Source organism: Pseudomonas sp. MWU16-30317, assembly GCF_020515695.1.
In the GTDB taxonomy this organism is placed as follows: Bacteria; Pseudomonadota; Gammaproteobacteria; order Pseudomonadales; family Pseudomonadaceae; genus Aquipseudomonas.
This window is the reverse complement of sequence record NZ_JAIWJA010000001.1, coordinates 157081-175883: the sequence shown is the minus strand read 5'-3', so window position 1 is coordinate 175883 and position 18803 is coordinate 157081. Positions and strand designations below refer to the sequence as shown.

The following is an 18803-nucleotide window of genomic DNA, read 5'->3' as shown; positions in this document are numbered from 1 at the left end:
TCACAACAGCCATTACCGAGGCCCACCGTGCAGCAATCCTCCCAGACGCAAGCCCCCCATACACACGAACAGGTACTCCAGGCCGCCGCCGATCTGGTCAGTGCCTTCGCCAGCAACGACACCGCGCGCTACTTCGCCAGCTTCAGCCCTGAGGCCACCTTCGTATTCCACACCCTGCCCCAGCCGCTGTATACCCGCGCCGAATATGAAGCCGTGTGGGCGCAATGGCAGGCCGAGGGTTTCGCCGTGCTGGAGTGCCAGTCGAGCAACGGCCATGTGAGCCTGCAGGGTGAGGTGGCGATCTTCATCCACGATGTATCGACGCGCCTGCGCGTCGCGGGTGAGGAGTTGCAGTGCGAAGAGCGCGAGACCATCGTTTTTCACTATCGCGAGGGGCGCTGGCTGGCCTGTCACGAGCACCTGTCGGTGGCCAGCGCCGCTTGATTGCAGGCGTACGGCTCCCCCAGCGAGCCCCAATGGTGATCGTGAATAGACCACCAGCGCAGTGCGGACAGGCTGGGTGACTACCCCGGCGACCTTCTAGCGCAACTGAAACGGCGCCGGATCGATCGGCGAGGCATCACCGCTCATTTGTGCGGCCAACAGCTTCGCGCTGCCCAGTGCCAAGGTGAACCCGAGCGCCCCCTGCCCGACGTTCAGCCACAGGTTGTCGAACCCCTCGGCACGGCCGATGATCGGCTTGCTGTGCGCGGTACTGGGGCGCAGACCGGCCCAGGCCTGAGCATGCTCGAGGTCCAGTTGCGGGAAGGTCTCGGCGACCTGCTGCTTGAGCAAGGTGATGCGCGCCGGGTCGACATCTGCCCCGCTCACGCCCATGTCGACCATCGCCGCAATGCGCAGGCGCCTGCCCAGCGGCGCGTAGACCACCTTGCGCGCGGCGTCGGTCACGCTCAGGCGCGGTGCAGGCAGGGATGGGTCCAGCGGCACGCTCAGGCTGTAGCCGCGCAAGCCGTACAACGGCAGCGACAGCCCCAATGGCTTGAGCAACGGCACACTGAACATCCCGGCGGCGACCACCACGGCATCGGCCGCGATGTCCCCCTCGGCGGTGCGCACGGCGACCACTCGCGACCCTTCGCGCACCAACCCCTGCACCTCGACGCCCAGGGCCAGGCGCACGTCAGGCCTGTGCGCCAACAAACTCTGCAGCCCCTGACAGAAGCGCAGGCAGTCGCCGGTCGCCTCCCCCGGCGTGTGAATGCCTCCGGCCAACTGGCTGCCGATCGCCGCGAGCGTCGGCTCCAGCGCGACGCATCCCGGGCCGTCCAGCAGGCGTTGATCGGCGCCGAGCGAGCGTTGCCAGTCGACCATCGGCGTGGCGGCGGCCAGCGCCGCCGAGTCGCGATACACCACCAGCTTGCCGGTGCGCGTCAGATCGAAATCCAGCGGATGGGCGGCCAGCAGTTCATCCAGCGCATCGCGGCTCAGGTACGACAGGCTGAGCATCTCGCCGATGGTGCGGCGCACCTGTGCCTGTGTGCAGGCACGCAGAAACGCCAGGCACCAGCGCCACTGGGCCGGGTCCAGACGCGGCCTGAAACGCAACGGCGAGTCTGCGCCGAGCAACCATTGCGGCAGCTTGCCTATCACCCCCGGTTCCGCCAGAGGCGCCACGTAGCTGTAGCTCAACTGCCCGCCATTGGCGAAGCTGGTCTCTTGGGCGACCTCGGCGTGACGATCCACCAGCGTGACCTGCAGGCCCTTCTGCGCCAGATACCAGGCACTGGCCAGCCCCACCACACCTGCTCCTACCACCACTACTTGCACAGTGTTCTCCTTTGAATCACGTCTGAAGATGGGCGGCCTTAGCAAGGGGTTATGGCCGACAGTCGATTTAGTCATGGCAATATGAAGCGAGGGTGGTTAGCGTTGTCCGTCCACACCGCATCCCCACCCCGCATCAGGAGTTGCCATGAGCATCCAGAGAATTTCCGTCAATCCACGCCTCAGCGGCGCCATCCTCCACGGTGGACTGGCCTGGTTGTCAGGCCAGGTGCCAGACGACCGCACCGCCGATTGCGCCGGCCAGACCCGCCAGGTACTGGCCAAGATCGACGCCCTGCTCGCCCAATCGGGCAGCGACAAAACCCGCTTGCTGAGCGCGCAGATCTGGCTCAAGGACATAACCGCCGATTTCGCTGCCATGAATGAAGTCTGGAGCGAGTGGCTGCCCGAAGGCGCCGCGCCGGCCCGTGCGACTATCCAGGCCGACCTGGCCTCGCCGGACGTATTGGTCGAGATCATGCTGACCGCTGCCACCGGGGTCTAACCCGCCAACGCGACAGGCTGGCGCTTGAGCAAGCGCCCCTGGCGCCCCTGCACCCGGCCGTCTTCATAGCTGACCACGCCGTTGACCACCACCAGGTCGATGCCCGGCGCCTGGCGGCACGGATCGCTGTAAGTGGCGATGTCCTCGATGCGCTGCATGTCCACCAACGTCAAGTCGGCGAAGGCGCCCTCGCGCAGCACGCCACGGTCTTGCAGGCGAAAGCGTGCGGCCGACAGCCCGGTCATCTTGCGCACCGCTTCGGCCAGATCGAACAGCTTCAAGTCCCGGCAATAATGCGCCAGCACCCGAGGGAAAGTGCCCCACAAGCGCGGGTGCGGATTAGGGTCATTGGGCAGGCCGTCGGAGCCGACCATCGACAGCGGATGAGCGAGAATCCTGCGCACATCGTCTTCGCTCATCATGTGGTAGATGGCGCCGGCCGGGCGCAGCCGCTCGGTGGCCTGCCACTGCGATACGCCCCACTGCTCGGCGATGTCCTTGAGGGTCTGGCGGGCCATCTCCGGGTGCGGCTCGGACCAGGTGATGAGAATTTCCATCTGCCCGTCGACACGCCAGGCATCCAGCGTGGTCGAGCTAGCCGAATAGGGATAACAATCGCAGTTACAGGACTGTTGGCTGGCAGCCTTCTCCAGAGCGGCCAGGGCCAAAGGCGCCCGACCCCAGTTACCGGCGCCGGCGCATTTGAGGTGGGAAATCACCAGGTCCGCGCCCGCGTTGCGCGCCGTGGTGAACGATTCCTGTAGCGAGTCGAGCAAGCCATCGTGCTCGTTGCGCATGTGCGTGGTATAGAGCGCACCGTGCGCACCGATGATATCCACCAGCGCCTGCATCTCCGCCATGGGCGCCTGTTTGGCGTTGGTGTAGGCCAGCCCGGAACTGAGCCCGATGGCCCCGGCATCCAGTGCCGCTTCGAGCGCCAGGCACATGGCGTGCAGCTCGTTGTCATACGCGGCTCGATCCAATTGCGCCATGACGTTGGAGCGCAGCGCGGTGTGGCCGATCAAGGCGGCGACATTGACGCTCGGCACGGCCTGTTCGACCGCATCGATGTAACTCTGGAAGGTCGGATAGACGAACGCCTCCCGAGTGCCGAGCAGATTCATCGGGTCAGGTGGGGCACCGCGCAAGGTCACCGGGGAGGCGCTGATGCCGCAGTTGCCGACGATCACCGTGGTTACCCCCTGAGAGATCTTGGCGAGCATCTCGGGGGTGCGAATGACGTTGGTATCATCATGGGTGTGCACGTCGATAAAACCCGGCATCAGGCAGCGTCCGTTGCCATCGATGATCCGTTGCGCGTGATAGCCGCTCAGATCGCCAAGGGCCACGATGCGATCACCCTGAGTGGCCAGGTCGGCGACATAGGGTGCGGCGCCAGTGCCGTCGACGATCGTCACGGCGCGAAACAGCAAATCGAAAGTCATGCTCAAATCCTCTGGCCTGCTGCAAAATCCCAGCCCTTGCCGGGCACCGCGTCCATCAACTGCTGGGTATAGGGCTGCTGCGGATCGCCGAGTACAGCCGCCGCCGGGCCGTACTCGATGACCTGCCCGCGGTGCATGACCAGCACGTCGTCACACAATTGCGCGGCAACGCGCAGGTCGTGGGTGATGAACAGAATGGCCACACCCATGCGCTGTTGAATGGCTTGCAGCAACTCCAGCACTTGCGCCTGCACCGAAACATCGAGCGCCGAAACGGCCTCGTCGGCGACGATCACGTCCGGCTCCATGGCCAGGGCGCGGGCAATAGCGATGCGCTGGCGCTGGCCACCGGAAAACTGATGTGGAAAGCGCTCGATGGCGTCGGTGGGCAGCCCCACCAGCTCCAGCAGTTCCTGAGCACGCGCCCAGGCCTGCGCGAAGGAGACGCCGTGGTTCATCGGCCCTTCGACCAGGCTCTTGCCGATGCTCAGGCGTGGATTGAGCGAGCGATTAGGGTCCTGGAAAATCATCTGGATGCGCTTGCGATGGGGCTTGAGGCTATGCGCCGACAACTCGGAAATATCCTTGCCGGTGACGCGGATTGCGCCATGGGTCGGTGCCAGCAGGCGCATCACGCAGCGCGCCACGGTGGATTTGCCGGAGCCGCTCTCGCCGACGATGCCCAGGGTGCGGCCACGCTTGAGGGTGAAGGACACCTCATGCACCGCCCGAGTCCCTTCACGGGGCTTGCCGAACCAGCGCCACGCGCCCCCTGCTGGCGGATAGACCTTACCCAGTTCGCTGACGTCGAGCACCACTTGCTGGCTGTTGACCGCGCTGCGCGCCGCGCGCGGCGCCAGGCCCGGTACCGCCGCCAGCAGGGCTTTGGTGTAGTCCTCACGGGGCCTGGAGAGTACCTCTGCCACACTGCCTGACTCGACGATACGGCCCTGGCGCATCACGCACACGCGGTCGGCGATGTCCACCACCACGCCCATGTCATGAGTGATGAACAGCACCGCCGTACCGTGTTTTTGCTGCAGCTCGCGGATCAGCTTGAGGATCTGCTGCTGCGTAGTGACGTCCAGCGCCGTAGTCGGCTCGTCGGCGATCAGCAAGCGTGGCTCGAGGACCAGTGCCATGGCGATCATGATCCGCTGGCGCTGGCCGCCACTGAGCTGGTGCGGATAGGCCGCGTAGATGCGCTCGATGTCCGACAGGTGCACCTGGGTCAGCGCATTCATCACCTGCACGCGACGCTCGGCGGCGCCCAGCACGGTGTGGGTCTGCAGCACTTCGTCGATCTGCCGCCCCACGCTGAGGACCGGATTGAGAGCTGTCATCGGCTCCTGAAAGATCATCGCCATGCGGCTGCCGCGCAGTGCCTTGAGCCGAGCATTGCTGACCTGCAGCACGTCTTCGCCGTCCAGCAGGATCCGCCCGCTGGCGGCGCTCAGCGCGCCCTTGGGCAACAGGCCGAGGGTCGCCAGCGACGTCACCGACTTGCCCGAACCGCTCTCGCCTACCAGACACAGGGTTTCCCCGGCACGGATATGGAACGAAATATCCTGCAGGATCGGCGTGCCGTCGGCGCTGTTCACGCAGAGGTTTTCGACCCGCAGGGTGTCGCTGAACTGATCGCTCATGCCTTGCCCCTTTGCTGCATACGGGGGTCGAGCGCATCCCGTGCGGCGTCGCCCAGCAGGTTGATCGACAAGATGCACAACGACAGCGCCAGCCCGGCCCACAGCACCAGCGACGGCTTGAGCTGGAAGTACACCCGACCCTCGGCAATGATGTTGCCCCAGGTGGGGATTTCGGTGCCGATGCCTGCGCCGAGGAACGACAAGATCGACTCGGTGAGGATCGCCGATGCGCAGATGTAAGTGCCCTGCACGATCAGCGGCGCCAAGGTGTTGGGCATCAGGTGGCGGGTGAGGATCTTGAACGTCGAGGTGCCCATCAACAGGGCGGCCTCTACGTAGGGTTCTTCGCGCGTCGACAGCACCCGCGCGCGCACCAGGCGCACCACCTGGGGGATTTCGGGCACCATGATGGCGATCATCACGGTCCAGATCCCGGCACTGCTGAGGGACACGATAGCGATCGCCAGCAAGATTCCGGGGATCGCCATCAGCCCGTCCATGATCCGCATCAACAGCGCGTCCAGGCCGCGGAAATAACCGGCGATCAGCCCCAGCGGCAGGCCGATAAGGATGCTCAGCACGGTGACGCCGACGCCCACGGTGAGCGAGATGCGCGCGCCATAGACGATGCGCGAAAACAGATCGCGGCCATAGGCGTCGGTACCCAGCCAGAACTCGGCACTGGGCGGCTTGAGGCGCATGGCCGGCGCCAAGGCGATGGGGTCGTGGTTGGCGATCCAGGGCGCAAAGACCGCCATGGCGATGATCAGCACCAGCACCACCAAGGCCAGCGCAGAAGTCCACGGCATGCGCGGCAAGGTGATCAGGCGACGCCTGGGTGCTGGCAGGCTCAGGGAAACGGGTTTGCTCATGACCTTGTCCTCAGTAACGGATGCGCGGATCGCTGACCGCGTACGACAGGTCGATCAGCAGATTGATGACGACATACACACCGCTGGTCAGCAGGATCATGCCTTGAATCACGGGATAGTCGCGGGCCAGCACGGCGTCGACGATCAGCCGGCCCAAGCCTGGAATGTTGAACACGCTTTCGGTGACCACCACCCCGGAAATCATCAGCGCAAAGCCGGTGCCGATGACCGTGAGGATCGGGATCATCGCGTTGCGCAGCGCGTGGCGAAACAACACGTGCACCTCGCTCAGGCCCTTGGCGCGGGCGGTGCGGATGTAATCTTCACCGAGCACTTCGAGCATGCTCGCGCGGGTCATGCGCGCCACCAGCGCCACGTAGACCGAGGACAGCGTCAGGGCCGGCAACACGATCCGTTGCGCGAACGGCCCCAGGCCATCGCCCAGGCTGCGAAAGCCTTGTACCGGCAACCACTTGAGGTCCAGGGCGAACACTGTGATCAGCCCGTAGCCGATCACGAACACCGGAATCGAAAAGCCCAGCACCGAGGTCGACATCACCAGGTTGTCGATCCAGCTGCCGTGTTTCCACGCCGCCAGCACGCCCAGCGGCACCGAAATGAGAATGGTGAACAGGATCGACACCAACGCCAGGCTCAGCGTCGGCTCCAGGCGCTGACCGATCATGTTCAGCACTGGTGTATGGGCCATCAGCGAGGTGCTGAAATCACCGTGCAGTAGCTGCCAGATCCACACGAAAAACTGCCGGTACAGCGGCTGGTCGAGGCCGAGGTTCTGGCGGATGGCCGCCAGTTGCTCGGGGCTGGCCATGTCACCGGCGATGATCGCCGCAGGATCACCGGGCGACAGGCGCAGCAGCAGGAACACGAACAGTGCGACCACCAGCATCACCGGGACTGCCGCCAGCACACGTCGCAAAAAATAACCCAGCATCGAAGCCTCCGAACGCAACAAGCGTGATGCAGCAATCAGTCGGTTTTCTCGACGTTCCAGAACACCGTGGACGGCCCCGCCACCCATTGGCTGACGTGGTTGTTCCAGGCGGCGACATCGTTGTACTGACCCAGCGGGATATAGCTCACCTGATCCATGGCGCGCTGCTGGATTTCGACGGCGATGGCCTTCTGTTTGGCCGGGTCGGTAGCGGTCACGAAATCGACCCGCAGCTGGTTCATCTGCGCATCGGTCGGCCAGCCGAACCACGCGCCCTTCTGCCCGCCACCGTCGAGCATTGGATTGACCACCGGGTTCCAGATGGTCTCGGCGTTCCAATAGGTGAAGAACAGGTTCCAGCCACCCTGGGCGGGCGGATTCTGGTTGGCGCGACGCGAGATCAACGTCTGCCAGTCCATGGGTTGCAGATCGACCACGAAGCCGGCCTTGCGCAACGCCTGGGCCGCGACCACCGGTTGTGGCGCCTGGCTCGGCACATCGGTGGGCTGCATGATCACCACGGGAGTGCCGTCGTAGCCGGCCTTTTTCAGCAGTGCGCGGGCCGCCTCAAGGTTGCCGCCGCTGGTCAGCGATTCGCCGCCCACCTGGGTTTCCAGCGGGGTGCCGCAACCGAACACCGACGCGCACTGGCGGTAATACTCGGGGTTGCCGACCAGCGCATCGAGGACGTCCTTCTGGTTCAGCGCCAGCAAGGCCGCGCGCCGAATATCGGGGTTGTTGAACGGTGGATACAGGAAGTTCATCCGCCCGCCGGTCATGTTGCCCAACTTGCTCAGTACGCCGGTCTTGAGGTTCGGATCGGCCTGCACCATCGGCAGCAGATCGATGGGCAGCTGCTCGATGAAATCCACATCGCCGGACGACAGCGCGTTGATCGCGGTCATGCGGTCGGGCATGTTGATCCACTCGACGCGATCGACCTTGACCACCTTGCCGCCCGCCGTACCGCTGGCCGGTTCCTTGCGCGGCACGTACTGCTTGAATTTTTCGTAGACGACGCGGTTGCCGGGGTCGAACTCCTTGGCCACGAACTTATAGGGACCCGAGCCGGTGTAGTCGGTGATGGTCTGGCCATCCGGGATGTTGGCGACGCGCTCGGGCATCATGAACGCCGCCACGGACGATGGTTTGGCGAGCAACTGCAAGACATAACCGAAGGGTTTGGCGAGGGTCAGCGTAATGGTCTTGTCGTTGGTGGCGACGATGCTTGAGGTGTACTTCATCATCAATTGACCACCGACATCGAAGTGCGCCCAGCGCTTGAGCGAGGCCACGCAATCAGTGGCGGTCACCGCTTTGCCGTCGTGCCACAGCAGACCGTCGCGCAGTGTGAAGGTGTACGTCAGGCCATCCGCCGAGACAGTCCAGTCGGCCATCTGCGGCTGCGGGGTGAAATGCTCGTCCATGCCGATCAAGGTGTCGTAGATCATGTAGGCGTGGTTGCGGGTGATCTGCGCCGTGGTGGCGATGGGATCGAGTACGCGCAAGGAGGAGGACATCACCACGTGCAGGGTTTTTTCTGCGGCCAGGGCGAACGGCGCAGTGAGGGCGGCGGCCAGGCCGAGGGGTAACAACAGCTTGGCGATCAGGGGACGGGATTGACGTGCTTGCATGCTCAACATTCCTTGCAAAGGGCTAGGGTCGGTGTCGGCAGTCTTGCTGTGTGATGTACAAATCGCTGTTAAGGCCCGGCGTCTCTGTGCACGCCTGGGCGGTGGCGAACGATGATCAGGCGATCACCGCAAGCGCATGGTCGATGTACAGCTGGCGCAGGCGTTGCGTGAGCACGCCGGGTTTGCCATCGCCCACGGCGTGACCGTCGATGGTGACCACTGGGTAGACGAATGACGTGCTCGAGGTGATGAACGCCTCGGCGGCGTTTTGCGCCTCTTCAAGGGTGTAGGCGCGCTCTTCAAGGCGCAAATCGTGCTCCTTGACCAGCGCAATCAGCGCGCCACGGGTGATGCCGGGCAACAAGGCGTTGGACAGCTCGCGCGTCACGACCCCGCCGTCGTGAGTAATGATAAAGGCGTTGTTGGAAGTGCCCTCCGTGACGAAGCCGTCTTTCACCAACCATGCATCGTCCGCGCCCTGGGCCTTGGCCTGCTCCTTGGCCATGCAGGCGTAGAGCAACTGCGTGGTCTTGATATCGCTGCGGCCCCAGCGCAAGTCAGGCAGGCCGATGATGTTCATGCCACGTTTGGCCAAAGGGCTTTCGAGCACTACTTTGGCCTGGGTATAGAGCACCACCGTCGGCGGGCTACCGGCCGGCGGATAAAGAAAGTTGCGGTCTTCGGTGCCACGGCTGACCTGCAGGTACACCAGGCCTTCGTGCAGGGCGTTGCGTTCGATCAGCTCGCGATGAATCGCCAGCAACTGCGCATTGTCGAGCGGCAACACCAGCGCCATCTCTGCCAGTGACCGCGCCAGGCGCGCCAGATGCAGATCGAAGTCCACCAGCTTGCCGTGCAGCACTGCGGTCACTTCATAGATCGCATCGGCGAACATGAAGCCGCGGTCGAAGACCGAAATCTTCGCTTCGTCTTCGGGGACGAACGCCCCATTCAAGTACAGGCTGCGCATAGCGGGGATTCTCCGGTTCAGGGGCGTTGCACGCCCGTCTGACGGGTAATGATGCCGTAGTGTTCGATGCGACGGTGGCGGGCGAAATCGAAGATCGTGGTTTTGCCGAAGTTGCACAGGTCCATGTCACAGGCATGCACGATCAGTTCATCGCCCTGCCCTTGCGCTCTGGCCACCACGAAACCATTGGGGTCGACAATCACGCTGCCGCCCATCAACGGAAAACCGTCCTCGACCCCGGCCTTGGCCACGCCGACCACCCAGGTCGCATTCTGATAAGCCCCGGCCTGCATGCACAGCTCGGAATGGAACAGCCGGTGCTCTTCACCTTCGCCACGCTTTTGCGAATTGATCGACGGCGTGTTGTAGCCCAAAGTGATCAGCTCGACGCCTTGCAGGCCCATGACCCGATAGGTCTCCGGCCAGCGGCGGTCGTTGCAGATGCACATGCCCATCACGGCGCCTTGGCTTTCCCAGGTCGGGAAGCCCAGGTCGCCGGGCAGAAAATAGCGTTTTTCCAGATGCTGAAAATCCCGCGTGGTGTCGAATTCGACATGCCCAGGCAGGTGCACCTTGCGGTATTTGCCGACGATGTTGCCTTGCCGGTCGGTGATGATGGAGGTGTTGAAGTGCTGCCCTTCGGGGGTCAGCTCGGCATAGCCGAAGGAGATGGCGATGCCATGCTCACGGGAAAAATCGAACAGCGGGCGAGTCGTGTCGCTGGGCATCTGGGCTTCGAACCAGGTGTCGACTTGCGCCTGATCAGGCATGAACCAGCGCGGGAAAAACGTCGTCAGCGCCAGCTCCGGAAACACCACCAGTTCGCAGCCTTGTTGGCGCGCCTGCTCCAGCAGCACCAGCATACGCTGGACCACTGAGGCCCTGGAATCGGCCTTCTGGATGGCGCCCAGTTGAGCGCCGCCGATGATGATTTCGCGCATGTGGTGTTTCCTCCCCCAAGACCGGCGCGGTGCCGGCGAACCGTGTTGCGATACGAGGGGCCCAGTGTGGGAGGATCGGTGCACGCTGTCGCATGCCAATACGTAGGCCGTGATTAACCTGTTGTTAATCACTGTTGTTAATAGCGGAGCTTCGCCGCCGACCCCGCAAGCCCGGGAGTCTGTGCCTGGGCTCAAAACAGTTCGAACCCGCTGTCGCTCAGGGTGCCGCGCAGCTGCTCCACGAAGGTCTGGGCCAGCTGCGCGAGGGGTTCGCGACGCAGATGCACCAGGCTGACCGTCAAGCGCTCGTCGATCAAAATGGGCAGCACGGCCATGCGCTCGGTGCCCGAGGCGCGCCAGGAAATCTCGTCGACCACCGCGAAACCGGCGCCGTTCTTGACCAGTGCGCAGGCGTGATGCGGGGAGTCGACATCGATGTCCGGTCGGTAAGCCAGGCCCACACGCTCGAACGCCGGCTTGACGAAACTGAAGAATGGCGTGTCCGATGGATAGCCGACAAAGGGCGCGGCGGCCAGGGCCTGGGGCAGTTCGTCGGCCGGCACACGCGTCAGCTCATGGCCCGCCGGACAGACCATCAGCACGCGAATATCGCTCAGCGGCACAGCACGCAGATTCGGATGATCGATGGGGAATAACGAGATGCCCAGGTCGGCCTGCTGATCGAGCAAGCGATCGCGCAGCAGCACGTGGCGCAGGCATTCGAGGCTGACGCGGATATCGGTAGTGCACCGGCGGAAGGCGGCGATGGCATCCGGGACCATTTGATGCCCCAGGCTGGGGCTGCTGGCGATACGCAGTACGCCATGGCGTTGCTGGACCAGATCATGCAGCGTGGTGTTGACCCGCTGGATGTCGCGGTACACCGATTCGACGTCGGTGAACAACCGCCGCGCCTCGGGCGATGGGTACAGCCGCCCCTTGACCCGCTCGAACAACTGAAAGCCGATGCGCGCCTCGGTGTGCGAGAGCATGCGGCTGACCGCAGGTTGCGAGACCAGCAATAATTGCGCGGCGCCGTTGATGGAACCGGTGATCATCACCGCGCGGAACACTTCGATCTGGCGCAGGTTGAGCGACTGCATTGACCTCCCTCGATGACCTGACTGGCGCCTGGGGAATGGCTGACGCTTAACAGCAGGTTATGGGGTGGTTAGCAATTAGCAGGCCAGTGGACAGATCGGCATGATTCGCGGTCTTGCTGACGCTGCAGATGATCTCGCGGACGCTCGGCCTGATGGCCTGGTCGCTACGTATGCGTTGAGGGTCGATACGCGGCTGCTAGCGCGCTGGCGCTGCGGTCGCCCGCGTAAAGAACAAACTGATCTGCCCCACCTCCACCCCGAACTTCGACATATACGAACGGTTGACCAGTGTGTTGTCATCCATCAAGAACATCCAGTCATCCAGCTGCACTGGGTGCCGGGTGCCGTCGACTTCCAGGTCCAGGGTGTACTTCCAATGCAGGGTATTGCCGGACACCTGCCCTTCGGCGACACCGATCACATCGCCCGCTGTGCCCGGCCAGTGGCCATTACCGGTAGGCACCAGGGTCCAGGTGCGTTGCTGTCTGGTGCCGTCGCTGTAGACGAAGCGCTCGTCGAGGATCAGGTTGAGGCCTTGCATGTGGCCGTTGATATCGACCCTGAAGCGCTTGGCCACCTCGCCGGAGCGTTTCTGGAAGATCCCGCTGGCTTGCACCTGGCCGGTGAAGAAGTGCGGTAGGTCGAGGCGTGGGGTTTCGTCGCGGTAGTGCTCAACCGGGACGTTGCCGCATGCGGATAACAGCAAAACGACGACTGAAAGCAGTAATGGGCGCATGGAAGGTAGTCTCGGCATCGCGCCGCGGCGGCGCTGTTCGGGTTGGGTAGCGGGAATCGGCACAGAGTCGTGGGAGCACGGGGGTTGTACGTCGGCTTACGCAAATCGGATGACAGACGGGAGGCCCTCTCATCTGAAAGCTGATAAAAGCCCCCCGACAGTGATTCTAAAACGCTATCATCGCAACCCCACAGGACCTTCGCGAACGTACCTTTCAATGAACACATACGACCAAAAGCATTTGGAACTGCTAGAGCTGATCCATTCTGGTCAATGGCAGAACATTCCCGACAAGGACGCGAACGAACTGCAGGTCCTGGTCGCGTGCAAATACGTGATCATCAACAGCAGCGCCCCCGGGCTGGCCCAGCTCACCCTCAACCCTGAGGGCCAGCGGTACCTGGAGCGTCTGAGCGGGATCAAGGCAATGAAGTTCCAATCCTCCAGGCCGGCCGAAGCGGTAGCGCACGTCAGGGCCTGAGAGCGACGATCCGCTCGGCCACCAGCGGCGTGCTGATTTGCGCCGCCGCGCCGATACGATAGGCCGCTTGCAGCGCTAGCGTGGCCCGCTCCACGGCGTCCGCTGTTTGTCCGTGGACCCAGCCCAGCGGCTGAGTGTCATCGACCTGTTCACCGATAAAACGCAGCTCGCTGAAACCCACCGCAGGGTCGACCTGGTCCTGCGGGCGACGCCGTCCGCCACCCAGTTCGACCACCGCCATGCCGACCGCGCGAGTATCGACAGCGCTCACCGTGCCGCTGTGCTCGGCCCACACCGGCCTGCTGAAGGCCGCCGCTGGCAGGTAGTGCTGGGGTGAGTGGATGAAGTCCTGCGGCCCGCCCAGTGCCGCGATCATTTGCCCAAAGCGCTGCAGCGCCGCGCCGCTGCGCCACACCTCTAGCAACTGTGCCCGCGCCTGCGCCTCGGTGGCCGCCAGCCCGGCCAGCATCAATGCCTGCTCGGCCAGGCTGAGGGTCAGCTCCCACAGCCGCGGGCTGCGCACCTCCCCTTGCAGCAACGCCACCGCCTCGGCGACTTCCAGGCCGTTACCGGCACTGCGCGCCAGCGGTTGGTTCATGTCGGTCACCAGCGCCGTGGTGCGCACGCCCGCGCCATTGGCCACGTCGGCAATGCTGCGAGCCAGCTCGGCAGCTTCCTCGGCCTGGGCCATGAACGCGCCGTTGCCGGTCTTGACGTCCATCACCAGCACGTCGAGGCCGGCGGCGAGTTTTTTCGAGAGGATCGACGCGGTGATCAAGTCCAGCGACTCGACCGTGCCGGTCATGTCGCGAATGGCGTACAGGCGCTTGTCGGCCGGTGCCAGGTCGGCGGTCTGGCCGATGATCGCGCAGCCCACCTCGGCAACGATCTGGCGAAAGCGCTCCAGGCTCGGCTGGCAGTCGTAACCGGGAATGCTCTCCAGTTTGTCGAGGGTGCCGCCGGTGTGCCCAAGCCCGCGTCCGGAAATCATCGGCACAAAACAGCCGCAGGCCGCCAGCAATGGCGCGAGCGGCAAGCTGATCATGTCGCCCACGCCGCCGGTGGAATGCTTGTCCACCACCGGCCCTGGCAGGTCCCAGTGCAGCACCTGGCCGGAGTCGCGCATTGCCGCGGTCAGGGCGATGCGCTCTTCGATGTTCATGCCTTTGAGCAGTACCGCCATGGCGAACGCAGCGACCTGGCCTTCGCTGAGGCTCGAGTCGCTGATGCCGGCGACGAAACGACGGATATCGTCGGCGTCGAGCACGCCCCCATCACGTTTGCGGCGAATCACTTCCTGAGCAAGCCACATGGCTGTCGACCTCCTGTCTTACAACGAAATGAAAAAGCCGACGATGGCCGCGCTCATCAAATTCGACAAGGTACCGCCGATCATCGCCCGCAACCCCAGGCGTGCCAGCTCGTGACGGCGCTGCGGGGCGATACCACTGAGGCCGGCCAGTTGAATGGCGATCGACGACAGATTGGCAAACCCGCACAGGGCAAAGGTGACGATGACCTGGGTGTGTACCGACAACACCGAGACACCGGCAGCGCTGGCCTTTTCGGGGGTGAGGTAATTGGCCAGATCCGCGTAGGCGACGAATTCGTTGAGGGTCAGCTTCTCGCCGATGAATCCACCCGCCAGTACCGCTTCGTGCCAGGGCACACCGATCAGAAAAGCCACCGGCGCGAGCAGGTAGCCGAGGATCAACTGCAAGGTCAATTGCGGGTAGCCCAACCAGCCGCCGGCCCAGCCCAGCAAGCCGTTGAGCAATGCGATCAAGCCGATGAAGGCGATCAGCATCGCTCCCACCGCCATGGCCAGGCGCAAGCCGACCTGTGCCCCTTCGGCGGCGGCGTCGACGATGTTGGCCGGGCGGTTTTCCGGGTCCTTGAGCTCTTCGAGCATCATGTCGTCGTTGACCACTTCGGTCTCCGGCTCCATCAGCTTGGCCATCAGCAAGGCCCCCGGTGCGGACATGAAGCACGCGGCGATCAGGTATTTGAGTTCGACCCCCATGCCCGCATAGCCCAACAGCACGGAGCCGGCCACGGCAGCAAAACCACCGACCATCACCGCGAACAATTCGGAGCGCGTCATCCTCGCGATAAAGGGCCGTACCACCAGCGGTACTTCGGACTGGCCGACGAAAATCGCCGAGGTCACCACCATCGATTCAACGCGGCTGGTGCCCAGCAACCAGCGCAGCGCGCCACCCAACAGGCGGATTACCCAGCCCATCACGCCGATGTAGTACAGCACCGAGATGAAGCTGCCGAAGAACACCAGCATCGGCAGCACGCGGATGGCAAAGACGAAACCGCCGCTGCCGAACAGCTCGAACATGTGCGGCGAACCGAGGCCGCCGAACATGAAGGCGATGCCTTTGTCGGCGTACAGCTGCAAGGACGCCACCGCGCCCGACAACGAACCGAGCGCCTCTTGCCCCCAGGGCACGTACAGGGCAAAGGCGCCGATGAGTACCTGCAAGGCCAGGGCGACAGACACCGTGCGCCACTTGATGGCGCGACGCTGGGTGGACAACAGGATGGCGACGAGCACAAGGACCGCCATGCCGACAAGACTGATCATGCAGTTATCTCCGAACCCCCGAGGGGCGATTGCGTGGCGTGGCTCAGAAGGCGTCGAATGCGCCGGGCAGCAGTTGGTCGAGCGTCCAGACGCGGGTAGCCGCCGGATCACTGCCCGCGCAGATGATCACGGCGTCAGGCGCCATCAGCTCCAGCAACACCTGACGACAGGCACCGCAAGGGCTGATCAGCGCCACGTTGGGCGCATACACCGCCATCGCCTTGAAGCTGCGCGGCGGCAAACCATGGCTGATGGCCGCGAACAGCGCCGAGCGCTCGGCGCAGTTGGTCAGCCCGTAGGAGATGTTTTCGACGTTGCAGCCATGAATGATCGCGCCCTCGGCGGTCAGCAGCGCGGCGCCCACGGGGAACTTCGAATAGGGCGAATAGGTGTGTTGCGCGGCGGCCTTGGCCTCGGCCAACAGGTCGTCATGATCACAGGTTTCAGTCATCGGATTTATCATGTGCTCGTTAATAAGGGAGTGCTGCCAGTTCAGAACTGATAGCCAACGCCGAAATAGTAACCCCAACCGTTGGAACGTGCCTCAAACGGCCCATCACCAAAATCAAGTTGGCTGCCGTCTTTCCAGTTACCCCCATTATGGAAGTAGCGGCCAACTGCCATGAAGCGCAGATGGGTAAATGAATAAAGCAGAACGTTAGTGGCCACTGTTGCATTGGCGGTGCGCGGCGAACCGGGCTCGTCGTGCAGGTCCGAACCGAAATCGAAGTTGGTGAAGCCTACATAGGTGAGCGACGCGCCGTTGGAATATTTGCCCAGAGGCAATATGTATTTCAGTTGCGCCCGATAGCCATCCCAGGAGTTTTCGTTGGACGCACCGTAGTTCTCCCACTGACGACGGGCATAGAAGTTGGCCGACAGATTGACCGGGCTGTGGGTGTCGATATCGGTACCCAGGCCGGTATACAGGGTGTTTGCCCGCCCGGCCTTGTTGTGGCCCATGTCGTAGATCCAGTCGAAGGCGATGTAGAACTCCTTGAACAGGCCGAAACCGAGCTTGCGACCGACCAACTCGTCGATGGAAATACGCGGCTCGTGCTCCATGAAGATCGGCGAGCCCTTGTCCCAAGCGCCGCTGTCGTTGCTGTTGCCAATGCCGAGGATCTTTGGCGCGTCGATGTAGCCGTACAGTTCGAACGGGCCCTTGCGGCCGAAATACTCGTATTCAAGGTAGATGTCATCGGACGGTCGCGGGCCGAAACTGATGTCCTTGCTGCCGATCAGGGTGAAGTTCTGGTTATACCAAGGGGCTGCTTTCTGATTGGTATTGGCCGGCGCGACTTCATAACTCAAGTCTTCGCCCTGAGCACTGTCGACGCCCTTTGCCGGCGCCGTGGCGGCCCAGCAGGAAACGCTGCCGGTCAGGCCCAAGGCAGCGATACCGAGGGTATTCGACACTATTGTTCGCCGACGTGAAACTGCATGACGCACTGTTCTGGTATTCACTATGAAGCTCCTTGGCACGCACTTGCCCGACCGCCTGCAGCGCCCGGGCACAGTTGTACCCTGACCTGTCTGGCCCGTCGGCGGATTGATCTATCGATTGCTCATTGTTCGAAGAGCAGCAGGGAGATATTCGACGTTGCGTCGAACTAATACATTATTCGCGGCATCAATCCGATCCTTTTCAGAAACTTCCTACAGATATTCACTCATTGAATACCGGCCCATTTAGCGGATGTCTCTAAAGCAGAATGCATGCCATTCATGGCTTGCCCAGTATTTACGGGAGCTTGAGTGATCGGTCAGGTTTTTTCTGACCATTTGATCTACTTCGGAGCACCTGGTTTGTGCGGGGTGCGCGGTTTTGGCGCAATCGCAGGCATGGCACAATGCCGCTTCTGTAACCGGGTGTTGCAGATTCGCCAGCGTGGCCAATACTTGACGGCTCGGACAACTTGTTGGCCTGCATCCTGCTAAGTCCGTAAGCCCTGCTAGCGACTGCGCTTTGCCCTTGTGCAGTCAGCATGCAGGTCATCCCATCATCTGGCATGGAGCTTCTATGTTCGTTTGTTCTCGTCTCGCGGCCACTATCGGCCTCACCGTCGCCGCCCTCGGCGCCAGCACCGCCTGGGCCGCCACAGCGCCCGCAGCCCCGGTAACCCCGAAAGTCATGTTGATCACCATGTTCGCCCCCGAGGCACAGAACTGGATCGATCGCCTCAAACTCACTCAGGAGATCAAGGTGCCGGGCCTGTCGGCCGAATATCCGGCGGTGCGCTGCAACGCGCAACAGGTGTGCCTGATGGTCACCGGCATGGGTCAGACCAACGCTGCGGCCTCCACCTTGGCGCTCGGCCTGTCCAGCCAATTCGACCTGCGCAAGACCTACTTCGTGGTCGCCGGCATCGCTGGCATCAACCCGCACCACGGCACGATCGGTACTGCGGCCTGGGCGCACTATCTGGTGGAATTCGGCACGCAGTGGGAAATCGATTCACGCGACGCGCCCAAGAACTGGCCGACCGGCTATATCGGCATCAACACCAAAGGCCCCAACGAGAAACCGCCGCTGGACTACAAGACCGAAGTCTTCGAGCTCAACCCGGTGCTGCAGGCCAAGGCCCTGGCGCTGTCCAAGGACGTGGTGCTGAGCGAGAGCAAGGAATCCAGCGCCTGGCGCCAGCACTACCCCTATGCACCGGCCAATCAGGCACCCAAGGTCACTCAGTGCGACACCCTGGCGGGCAACACCTGGTTTTCAGGCACGCGGCTGAGCGAGCGGGCCGAGGTGTGGACCAAGTTGCTGACCGATAACAAGGGCACGTACTGCACCACCCAGCAGGAAGACAACTCCACCTACGAGGCCCTGCTGCGCGCCAGTAGCGCCGGCAAGGTCGACATCTCGCGCTTGGCGGTGGTGCGCGCGGGCTCGGATTTCGATCGGCCATATCCTGGGTACAGCGAAGTAGACAACCTGCTCAAGTACGCCGATCAGGGCGGCTTCGTGCCGGCGCTCGAGAACCTGTACCGCGCCGGCAATCCGCTGGTGCAGAACATCGTCGAGCACTGGGGCGAGTGGGAGAAAGGCGTGCCGGCCAGCTGAGTGCGACGCCGCAGCTTGTGATCGAGATCAACCGCTAAACCACCGTTGATCGACCATCCGGGCCCGATCA

General features: G+C 63.1%; 18 protein-coding genes. 4 read left to right on the top strand and 14 right to left on the bottom strand.

Features of this window, described 5'->3' with window-relative positions; all coding sequences use genetic code 11:
* Positions 1-27: 27 nt before the first annotated feature.
* Positions 28-444, top strand: coding sequence for a nuclear transport factor 2 family protein (locus LIX93_RS00840; RefSeq protein WP_226502123.1), 417 nt, complete (start codon positions 28-30; stop codon positions 442-444).
* 96 nt (positions 445-540) lie between these two features.
* On the opposite strand, the gene LIX93_RS00835 is transcribed toward LIX93_RS00840, so the two are convergent.
* Positions 541-1788, bottom strand: a complete 1248-nt coding sequence (locus tag LIX93_RS00835) for a D-amino acid dehydrogenase (protein WP_226502122.1) — start codon at positions 1786-1788, stop codon at positions 541-543.
* Positions 1789-1933: 145 nt separating this feature from the next.
* On the opposite strand from LIX93_RS00835, the gene LIX93_RS00830 reads away from it, so the two are divergent.
* Positions 1934-2290: a RidA family protein gene (locus LIX93_RS00830; RefSeq protein WP_226502121.1), complete on the top strand. Its 357-nt coding sequence runs from the start codon at positions 1934-1936 to the stop codon at positions 2288-2290.
* On the opposite strand, the gene LIX93_RS00825 is transcribed toward LIX93_RS00830, so the two are convergent.
* The 9 genes from LIX93_RS00825 to LIX93_RS00785 all read right to left on the bottom strand — a co-directional run bounded on the left by LIX93_RS00825 (position 2287) and on the right by LIX93_RS00785 (position 12589).
* Positions 2287-3735, bottom strand: a complete 1449-nt coding sequence (locus LIX93_RS00825; RefSeq protein ID WP_226502120.1) for a D-aminoacylase — start codon at positions 3733-3735, stop codon at positions 2287-2289. The two genes, LIX93_RS00830 and LIX93_RS00825, sit on opposite strands and share 4 nt — an antisense overlap.
* A 2-nt stretch (positions 3736-3737) precedes the next feature.
* A complete protein-coding gene (locus LIX93_RS00820; RefSeq protein ID WP_226502119.1) occupies positions 3738-5381 on the bottom strand; it encodes an ABC transporter ATP-binding protein in 1644 nt (547 codons plus the stop codon).
* Entirely contained in the window at positions 5378-6253 is an 876-nt protein-coding gene (locus LIX93_RS00815) for an ABC transporter permease (RefSeq protein ID WP_226502118.1), read from the bottom strand. Before LIX93_RS00815 ends, LIX93_RS00820 begins: the two co-directional genes overlap by 4 nt.
* 10 nt (positions 6254-6263) lie before the next feature.
* Entirely contained in the window at positions 6264-7205 is a 942-nt protein-coding gene (locus tag LIX93_RS00810; RefSeq protein ID WP_226502117.1) for an ABC transporter permease, read from the bottom strand.
* A gap of 35 nt (positions 7206-7240) precedes the next feature.
* Entirely contained in the window at positions 7241-8839 is a 1599-nt protein-coding gene (locus LIX93_RS00805; protein ID WP_226502116.1) for an ABC transporter substrate-binding protein, read from the bottom strand.
* 115 nt (positions 8840-8954) lie between these two features.
* On the bottom strand, positions 8955-9809 hold the full coding sequence (locus LIX93_RS00800; RefSeq protein WP_226502115.1) for a D-amino-acid transaminase: 855 nt from the start codon (positions 9807-9809) through the stop codon (positions 8955-8957).
* Between the two features lie 17 nt (positions 9810-9826).
* The gene (locus LIX93_RS00795; protein ID WP_226502114.1) at positions 9827-10750 is read right to left on the bottom strand and encodes an N-carbamoyl-D-amino-acid hydrolase; all 924 of its coding nucleotides are present in this window, start codon (positions 10748-10750) and stop codon (positions 9827-9829) included.
* Positions 10751-10941: 191 nt separating this feature from the next.
* A complete protein-coding gene (locus LIX93_RS00790) occupies positions 10942-11853 on the bottom strand; it encodes a LysR substrate-binding domain-containing protein (protein ID WP_226502113.1) in 912 nt (303 codons plus the stop codon).
* Between the two features lie 196 nt (positions 11854-12049).
* Complete coding sequence (locus LIX93_RS00785) at positions 12050-12589, bottom strand: DUF3833 domain-containing protein (protein ID WP_226502112.1); 540 nt, start codon at positions 12587-12589, stop codon at positions 12050-12052.
* 217 nt (positions 12590-12806) lie between these two features.
* Here LIX93_RS00785 and LIX93_RS00780 point away from each other — a divergent pair, with 217 nt between their 5' ends.
* Positions 12807-13070 carry a hypothetical protein gene (locus LIX93_RS00780; RefSeq protein ID WP_226502111.1) on the top strand — a complete coding sequence of 88 codons (264 nt, stop codon included), beginning with the start codon at positions 12807-12809 and terminating at the stop codon, positions 13068-13070.
* Here LIX93_RS00780 and deoA read toward each other — a convergent pair.
* Genes deoA through LIX93_RS00760 form a run of 4 tightly spaced genes read right to left on the bottom strand, consistent with a single transcriptional unit; the run spans position 13060 to position 17058 of the window.
* Positions 13060-14382, bottom strand: a complete 1323-nt coding sequence (gene deoA, locus LIX93_RS00775; RefSeq protein WP_226502110.1) for a thymidine phosphorylase — start codon at positions 14380-14382, stop codon at positions 13060-13062. The two genes, LIX93_RS00780 and deoA, sit on opposite strands and share 11 nt — an antisense overlap.
* Before the next feature lie 18 nt (positions 14383-14400).
* A complete protein-coding gene (locus LIX93_RS00770; protein WP_226502109.1) occupies positions 14401-15666 on the bottom strand; it encodes a NupC/NupG family nucleoside CNT transporter in 1266 nt (421 codons plus the stop codon).
* A 43-nt stretch (positions 15667-15709) separates the two neighbouring features.
* A complete protein-coding gene (locus LIX93_RS00765) occupies positions 15710-16117 on the bottom strand; it encodes a cytidine deaminase (protein WP_346015205.1) in 408 nt (135 codons plus the stop codon).
* Positions 16118-16158: 41 nt separating this feature from the next.
* Positions 16159-17058, bottom strand: a complete 900-nt coding sequence (locus LIX93_RS00760) for a nucleoside-specific channel-forming protein Tsx (protein ID WP_226502818.1) — start codon at positions 17056-17058, stop codon at positions 16159-16161.
* Between the two features lie 631 nt (positions 17059-17689).
* Between LIX93_RS00760 and LIX93_RS00755 the strand changes: the two genes are divergently transcribed.
* On the top strand, positions 17690-18733 hold the full coding sequence (locus LIX93_RS00755) for a purine nucleoside permease (protein ID WP_226502107.1): 1044 nt from the start codon (positions 17690-17692) through the stop codon (positions 18731-18733).
* Positions 18734-18803: the final 70 nt, after the last annotated feature.

Bases quoted from the DNA above. Each gene is read 5' to 3' on its own strand.
- LIX93_RS00805 (WP_226502116.1), bottom strand. From the start codon at position 8,839: ATGCAAGCACGTCAATCCCGTCCCCTGATCGCCAAGCTGTTGTTACCC.
- LIX93_RS00785 (WP_226502112.1), bottom strand. From the start codon at position 12,589: ATGCGCCCATTACTGCTTTCAGTCGTCGTTTTGCTGTTATCCGCATGC.
- LIX93_RS00825 (WP_226502120.1), bottom strand. From the start codon at position 3,735: ATGACTTTCGATTTGCTGTTTCGCGCCGTGACGATCGTCGACGGCACT.
- LIX93_RS00800 (WP_226502115.1), bottom strand. From the start codon at position 9,809: ATGCGCAGCCTGTACTTGAATGGGGCGTTCGTCCCCGAAGACGAAGCG.
- LIX93_RS00790 (WP_226502113.1), bottom strand. From the start codon at position 11,853: ATGCAGTCGCTCAACCTGCGCCAGATCGAAGTGTTCCGCGCGGTGATG.
- LIX93_RS00765 (WP_346015205.1), bottom strand. From the start codon at position 16,117: ATGACTGAAACCTGTGATCATGACGACCTGTTGGCCGAGGCCAAGGCC.
- LIX93_RS00780 (WP_226502111.1), top strand. From the start codon at position 12,807: ATGAACACATACGACCAAAAGCATTTGGAACTGCTAGAGCTGATCCAT.
- LIX93_RS00815 (WP_226502118.1), bottom strand. From the start codon at position 6,253: ATGAGCAAACCCGTTTCCCTGAGCCTGCCAGCACCCAGGCGTCGCCTG.
- LIX93_RS00830 (WP_226502121.1), top strand. From the start codon at position 1,934: ATGAGCATCCAGAGAATTTCCGTCAATCCACGCCTCAGCGGCGCCATC.
- LIX93_RS00770 (WP_226502109.1), bottom strand. From the start codon at position 15,666: ATGATCAGTCTTGTCGGCATGGCGGTCCTTGTGCTCGTCGCCATCCTG.
- LIX93_RS00755 (WP_226502107.1), top strand. From the start codon at position 17,690: ATGTTCGTTTGTTCTCGTCTCGCGGCCACTATCGGCCTCACCGTCGCC.
- LIX93_RS00820 (WP_226502119.1), bottom strand. From the start codon at position 5,381: ATGAGCGATCAGTTCAGCGACACCCTGCGGGTCGAAAACCTCTGCGTG.
- LIX93_RS00810 (WP_226502117.1), bottom strand. From the start codon at position 7,205: ATGCTGGGTTATTTTTTGCGACGTGTGCTGGCGGCAGTCCCGGTGATG.
- deoA (WP_226502110.1), bottom strand. From the start codon at position 14,382: ATGTGGCTTGCTCAGGAAGTGATTCGCCGCAAACGTGATGGGGGCGTG.
- LIX93_RS00795 (WP_226502114.1), bottom strand. From the start codon at position 10,750: ATGCGCGAAATCATCATCGGCGGCGCTCAACTGGGCGCCATCCAGAAG.